Origin of the sequence: Paludibacter sp. 221 (genome assembly GCF_010501035.1) — a bacterium.
Lineage (GTDB): Bacteria > Bacteroidota > Bacteroidia > Bacteroidales > Paludibacteraceae > QVMH01.
Map to the genome: position 1 here is coordinate 34730 of NZ_QVMH01000021.1, position 6596 is coordinate 41325.

General features: G+C 41.0%; 6 protein-coding genes. 4 read left to right on the forward strand and 2 right to left on the reverse strand.

The window, feature by feature from the left end; genetic code table 11:
- Window positions 1-165: 165 nt before the first annotated feature.
- The 3 genes from rseP to D0T49_RS06465 all read left to right on the forward strand — a co-directional run bounded on the left by rseP (window position 166) and on the right by D0T49_RS06465 (window position 2337).
- Window positions 166-1650, forward strand: coding sequence for an RIP metalloprotease RseP (gene rseP, locus D0T49_RS06455; RefSeq protein WP_163629780.1), 1485 nt, complete (start codon window positions 166-168; stop codon window positions 1648-1650).
- An 88-nt stretch (window positions 1651-1738) separates the two neighbouring features.
- A complete protein-coding gene (locus D0T49_RS06460; protein WP_163629781.1) occupies window positions 1739-1894 on the forward strand; it encodes a hypothetical protein in 156 nt (51 codons plus the stop codon).
- Window positions 1895-1974: 80 nt separating this feature from the next.
- The gene (locus tag D0T49_RS06465; RefSeq protein ID WP_203583435.1) at window positions 1975-2337 is read left to right on the forward strand and encodes an arsenate reductase family protein; all 363 of its coding nucleotides are present in this window, start codon (window positions 1975-1977) and stop codon (window positions 2335-2337) included.
- A gap of 184 nt (window positions 2338-2521) precedes the next feature.
- On the opposite strand, the gene proS is transcribed toward D0T49_RS06465, so the two are convergent.
- Together proS and D0T49_RS06475 are read right to left on the reverse strand one after the other, a co-directional pair.
- Window positions 2522-4003 (reverse strand): proline--tRNA ligase, encoded by a 1482-nt coding sequence (gene proS / locus D0T49_RS06470; RefSeq protein WP_163629782.1) that lies wholly within the window; start codon window positions 4001-4003, stop codon window positions 2522-2524.
- 158 nt (window positions 4004-4161) lie between these two features.
- Window positions 4162-5559: a nodulation protein NfeD gene (locus tag D0T49_RS06475; protein WP_163629783.1), complete on the reverse strand. Its 1398-nt coding sequence runs from the start codon at window positions 5557-5559 to the stop codon at window positions 4162-4164.
- A 222-nt stretch (window positions 5560-5781) separates the two neighbouring features.
- Between D0T49_RS06475 and D0T49_RS06480 the strand changes: the two genes are divergently transcribed.
- Window positions 5782-6291, forward strand: a complete 510-nt coding sequence (locus D0T49_RS06480; protein ID WP_163629784.1) for an RNA polymerase sigma factor — start codon at window positions 5782-5784, stop codon at window positions 6289-6291.
- Window positions 6292-6596: the final 305 nt, after the last annotated feature.

Genomic DNA, 6596 nt, shown 5'->3' on the forward strand with positions numbered 1-6596 from the left:
TAAATTCTCCGCCTAAAGGCGGGGGATTTCACCCATCCCAGAATTATAAATTAAACCTCTGATATGAATTGATGAAATGCTGTTTTGTTTTTAACTTTCAGATAATGAAATACTTGTAACTTGTAACTCGTAACTATTAATTAATACACTAATACGTCTTATTTTATGGAGACTTTCTTAATCAGGGCTTTGCAGCTCATTCTCAGTCTTTCAATCTTAGTTTTTATCCACGAGTTGGGGCATTTTCTGTTTGCACGTTTGTTCAAAGTACGTGTAGATAAATTCTATCTGTTTTTTAACCCGAAAAAATCAATAGTACGTGCAAAGAAGATAAACGGCAAATGGCAGGTTAAGTTTTTTGCCAATAATGTACCGGCCAACGAACGCCCAAAAATAGATAAAGATGGCGATGTAGTGACCGATGCTAAAGGAAGGACGGTTTTTGAGCCGATTCCTTTGGACGAATTGCCTGATGGCGACTGGCGGAAATATCCCGAATCGACCGAATGGGGAATAGGCTGGGTGCCTCTTGGTGGCTATTGTAAAATAGCGGGTATGGTGGACGAGTCGATGGATACCACTCAGATGGCACAGGAGCCTCAACCTTGGGAATATCGCTCGCGCCCTACGTGGCAGCGTTTGCCAATCATTACAGGGGGTGTTATTTTCAACTTTATATTGGCTGTTATTATATTCATAGGCATGTTGTTTGTGAACGGGAAAGAGTATTTTCCTATTCAGAATGCCAAATACGGGCTTGAATATACGCAACTGATGCTCGACAATGGTTTCCACAATGGGGATAATATCATCGCTATCAACGGTGAGACGACTAAAGACCGTGCCGATATTGTGGAGCGTATCCTGATAGAGGGAAAGCGTGATATATCGGTTTTGCGTGGGGGTGAGACTATCTGCGTAGAACTACCTGCCGATTTTTCGCAACAAGTGCTGGCTGCCAACGACAATAACCTTTTCTCGGTTCGTCAACCGTTTGTAGTGCATGACGTAATGGGGGGCACCCCCGCAGCAAAGGCTAATATTCTGGCGGGCGACAGTATTATAGGAGTGAACGGAAAAAGCATGTTTATCTTCCAGGAGATTGCTAAAGAGCTGAATGAGTCTAAAAATTCGGTAATCGACCTTGAGTTTGTTCGCAACGGCAAGGTGTTTCATAGCGATGTGGAATTGGGCGAAGATGGCAAACTGGGTGTAAGCGTTACGCCTTTTACCGCCTTTTTTCCGGTAGAGCATATTAAATACGATTTCTTCCAGTCTATACCTGCCGGAATCCAATTTGGATGGGAGACTCTGACAAGCTATGTGAAACAATTTAAACTGGTTTTCACTAAAGAGGGTGCCAAAAATCTCGGCGGTTTTGGCGCTATAGGCCAATTGTTCCCTAAAAAATGGGACTGGAATACATTTTGGTTTATGACAGCTTTCTTGTCTATCATCCTTGCTTTTATGAACATACTTCCTATTCCGGCTTTGGATGGTGGACACGTTGTATTCCTGCTTTACGAGATGATAACACGCCGTAAACCGAGCGAGAAGTTTATGGAATATGCGCAGACAGTGGGAATCTTAATCTTGTTTGCATTGGTGCTGTATGCCAACGCAAATGATATTATAAAACTGTTCAAATAGCTACAAGAAATCAGTTACAAGTATTTCATTATCTGAAAATAGTACTGATGCGTTAAATGTCTTTTGGGAGATTGAAAATGTCATCCATGTGCTCCGTAGGAGCATAGGTTTGGTAACAGCATGTAGTAACGGGCATTATTCGTGCCGTAGGTACGAAACCCTTGCAGCAAGTAGCGTACCTACGGCACGCAGAGGCTGGGTTAAAAGCAGCCATTACCAAACTCCCGTCCCTATGGGACTTTAAGAAACTGTTTTGAATTTTTTCATAAATTCTTTTTTACTCATTTCATCAATTCTTATCGAAAACTTAAATAAAATTCTCATATGGATAAAATTACGGTTATATGTTATCCTAAATGCAGCACTTGTGTTAAGGCCGAAAAATGGCTGAAAGAGCAGGGTATAGAATACAGCTACCGTCCGATAAAGGAAGAAAAACCGACGGAGAAAGAACTGACTGAATGGATAAGAGAAAGCGGGTTGCCCATAAGCCGTTTTTTCAATACAAGCGGATTGCTTTATCGTGAGCATAATATCAAAGATAAACTAAAGGTACTGAGCCAAGCGGAACTGATTAAAATACTTGCTTCGGACGGTATGTTCGTAAAACGCCCTGTAGTATTGCGAAACGGGAAGTTTATTCTGAACGGATTTAAAGAGGGTGAATGGGAACGTGAATTGAAATAAGCTGCGCGTAGCAAGCTAAAATACTTAAACCGGTCCGTCTCGTGGCCTAGCATGAGCCTGTTATCTGCTAATGCTATTTTGAAACTATTTACTGAATAGCCCTAGGTAAATCCGGACAAGAGTAATTATTCATTATTACTTCTGTCCGGATTTTGTTTTAGAATCTATTTAGCAATGTGTCTTTTTAGTACGATCTGGCAAAAATAACCCGTTGCTTCGACGGTTTTCCTGTTACCATACATTGTCCGGGAGTTTTATCCCCTTTCAATGGAATACAGCGTATAGTTGCTTTAGTTTCGGCTTTAACCAGTTCTTCGGTTTCGGGAGTTCCGTCCCAGTGGGCCAGTATGAAACCGCCTTTTTCTATCTCCACTTTAAATTCTTCGTAAGTATCTACCTTTCTGGTAGTCGATTCGCGGAAATTTTTTGCTTTTTCAAAAATATTCTTTTGTATCTCTTGCAAGAGCTTGGCTATATATTGGTCGATACCATCCAGCGACACGGTTTCTTTTGTAAGCGTATCGCGGCGTGCCACTTCCACAGTGCCGTTCTCAAGGTCGCGTGCTCCCATTGCCAAGCGTACGGGTACACCCTTAAGCTCGTATTGTGCAAATTTCCATCCCGGTTTTTTAGTGTCGTCATTGTCAAACTTCACTGTTATACCGAGTGTTTTCAGTTTTGCCGAAATTTCGTTTACCTTTTCTGTAATCAGAGCTAATTGTTCCTCGTTTTTATATATAGGTACAATCACCACTTGAAACGGAGCCAAGTTTGGTGGAAGAACCAAGCCATTGTCGTCAGAGTGCGTCATTATCAACGCCCCGATAAGCCGGGTAGATACTCCCCACGAAGTAGCCCATACGAGTTCAGGCTTATTCTCTTTATTTACAAATGTAACGTCGAATGCTTTTGCAAAATTTTGCCCTAAAAAGTGTGATGTACCGGCTTGCAATGCTTTCCCGTCTTGCATCATAGCTTCGATGCAATATGTTTCTACAGCTCCCGCAAAACGTTCGCTGGCTGTTTTTATACCACGTATCACCGGTATTGCCATAAAGTTTTCGGCAAAGTCGGCATATACATTCAGCATTCTTTCGGTTTCCTCCACAGCTTCCTGTTCTGTGGCGTGTGCCGTATGTCCCTCTTGCCACAAAAACTCGGCAGTACGCAGAAATAATCGTGTACGCATTTCCCAGCGCACTACGTTAGCCCATTGATTACACAAAATAGGCAAATCGCGGTACGATTGTATCCAGTTGCGGTACGTGTTCCATATAATAGTTTCCGAAGTGGGGCGCACTATCAGTTCTTCTTCCAGTTTAGCTTCGGGGTCTACCACTACACCTTTTCCGTCGGGGTCGTTTTTCAAACGGTAGTGAGTAACCACAGCACATTCTTTAGCAAAGCCTTCTACGTGGTCGGCCTCTTTGCTTAAAAAAGATTTTGGGATGAACAAGGGAAAGTATGCGTTTACGTGTCCTGTTTCCTTGAACATGCGATCCAACTCGTCGCGCATTTTTTCCCAAATAGCGTATCCATACGGTTTGATAACCATGCAACCGCGAACAGCCGAGTTTTCGGCCATATCGGCTTTGATTACCAAGTCGTTGTACCATTGGGAGTAATTCTCCTCGCGCGAAGTAAGTTCTTTTAATTCTTTAGCCATATTTATATTTCAAGAATTGTGTGCACATGCAGCGTTAGAAGTGAAAAAAAGGACTTCGGAATGTGCAGGTGCCCCTGATTATTTTGGAGTGCAAAGATAATGATTTTTAGCAGGAAAAAACACAAATTTCAAATTTGTATAATCTTCGTACTCGCCTCTTACTCCTCACTCCTTACCTCTACATATACTTGTCCTGTTTCGTATCGGGTAACCCTGACGGGAGTGCCTTTTTCTATAAAGCTTTGTTCGGATACGGCATCGTACATTTTTCCTTCAATCTCTACCTTGCCTGATGGGCGTAATACTGTAGTGGTTATGCCAGTTTTGCCTAATAGGTTCTTTTCTTCCATAGGGACGGCTATGTAGCCCGATTCATTGTCGAGTGTAGTGTTTAAAGCTATCTTCCTGAACATTCCTTTCGAGCCTATTTTGGTACTGAGGTATATAACTATGGCAAAACCAAGTAACAGTCCGGCCGAAACGGTAATGAGGGCTGTACCTAAAGAGCCGGTTTGAACAGGTGCAAAATTGAAGTTCACGTTTTCCAATAGGCTCAATGTCAATCCCGCAATAACCAGTACAATGCCCGATATTCCGGCTATCCCGAATCCCGGAATAACGAACAATTCGAGTACGATAAGTCCTATACCGATGATAAACAGAAGAATCTCCCAATTGGCCGCTAAACCATCTATATATAACGGTACAAAATACAATGCGGCTGCCGTTATTGCTACTATCAGAGGGAAACCGACACCCGGTGTCTGGAGCTCGAAATAAATGCCTCCGATAATGAGCATAATGAGGATACCTTGAATAACGGAGCTTAAGAAAAAACCTTTGATTTCGTCCCAAAAAGTAGGCTCGAAAGATACTATCTCATAGTTTTCATATCCTAAATACTCTTCGATTACCTGATTTAGGTTTTCGGCTATACCATCGCAATAGCCATGTTCTATGGCTTCGCGGGCCGAGAATGTGAGTATCTTGCCTTCTTCGCTTATGCCGGGTACTACAGTGCGCTCGTCAACCATTGCTTCGGCAATGAGTGGGTCGCGTATCCATGTATAAACGGTATCGGCTCCTGATACTGTGGTTTTTTTTCCATGCGACTCGGCCGTAGCCCGCATAGTAGCGCGCATATACGATTGGTATTTGTCGGGCATTTTTTCGCCCGACTGGTTCACAACGCTTGCAGCCCCGATGGTGGCACTCTGGCGCATGTATATTTTATCGCATGCCAATGCTATCAATGCGCCAGCCGATGCTGCATTGTTGTCAATAAAAACATAAACGGGCAGGTGGGAGTTTAGTATTTTGGTACGGATAGAGTCGGCATACAGCACTTCGCCCCCATAGGTGTTCATATGGATTAGTATTGCGTCGGATTCGTCTTCCAATGCTTTTTCAAATCCTTTTTGGATATAAATCCATGTTGTGCCTCCTATGTCTTTTTGCAGATTTATTTTAAATAGTGTAGATGTATTTTCCTGCGCATGTAACAAAAAAGAGAAAAATAACGCCAAAGTTGTTAAAAATATATAAGTTGCTCTCATTTTGTTTGATTTGTTTACAAAAGTAGGAATGTTTTTAAAATAAGTGTTATCTTTGTTTTGAAAATTTTTGATCATTATAGTTTACACACAATTCTTTTCGGTATAGATAACTGACAAATTTGTTTTGTATACAGAATGAGTTTTATGAGATGTATGTTTGCGGCTTAGTGGTATAAGTAGTAAATATCAAAATGTAAAACCAAACGCCAAAACTAAATTATTATGGAAAAGAATGTGAAAATTGAACAGGAATTGTTGGGTCTGCAAAACAACATGCGTAACTTTGCTTATTCATTAACATTGAATAAAGAAGAAGCTGAAGATTTATTGCAAGATACAACGCTGAAAGTCTTAGACAACCAAGAGAAATTTGCTGAAAACGTTAATTTTAAGGGTTGGGTTTTGACTATAATGAAAAACATTTTCATCAACAATTATAGAAAGATTGTACGTAATCAGACGATCATTGACAAGACAGAAGATTATCATCTTCTGAATCTGCCTCAAAACTCAGGTTTTGATAGTCCAGAAAGTTCTTATGCCGTTGGCGAAATATCCAGCAGTATTGATGCTTTTCCGGATGAATACAGAATACCATTCTCAATGCATATCGAAGGTTTTAAGTACGAAGAAATTGCTCAAACAATGAACTTACCCATAGGCACGGTTAAAAGCCGTATCTTCTTGGCACGTAAGCGACTGCAAGAGCAGCTTAAAGACTATCGTTACTAAAATTTTTCTATTAATTAAGAGTTACATAACGCCGGAAGTCGTAAGATTTCCGGCGTTATCGTTTATTTGATAACTCTTTGTGCTTGACTTATTTTTCCCTTCCGTTAAATATTTGCACTTTAACGACATTGCCTTTACTTTTGTCCTTACATTCTTCGAGCCAAAATGAGGAATGAAAATTGAAAAATGAATATCTCTCAACAAATAACACCTCAAAAAAATGCTTTTGCAAACGTTAAAATGTTTGTAGGTAGCATTATTATGTTAGAGAGAGAGAGAGAGAGAGAGAGAGAGAGAGAGAGAGA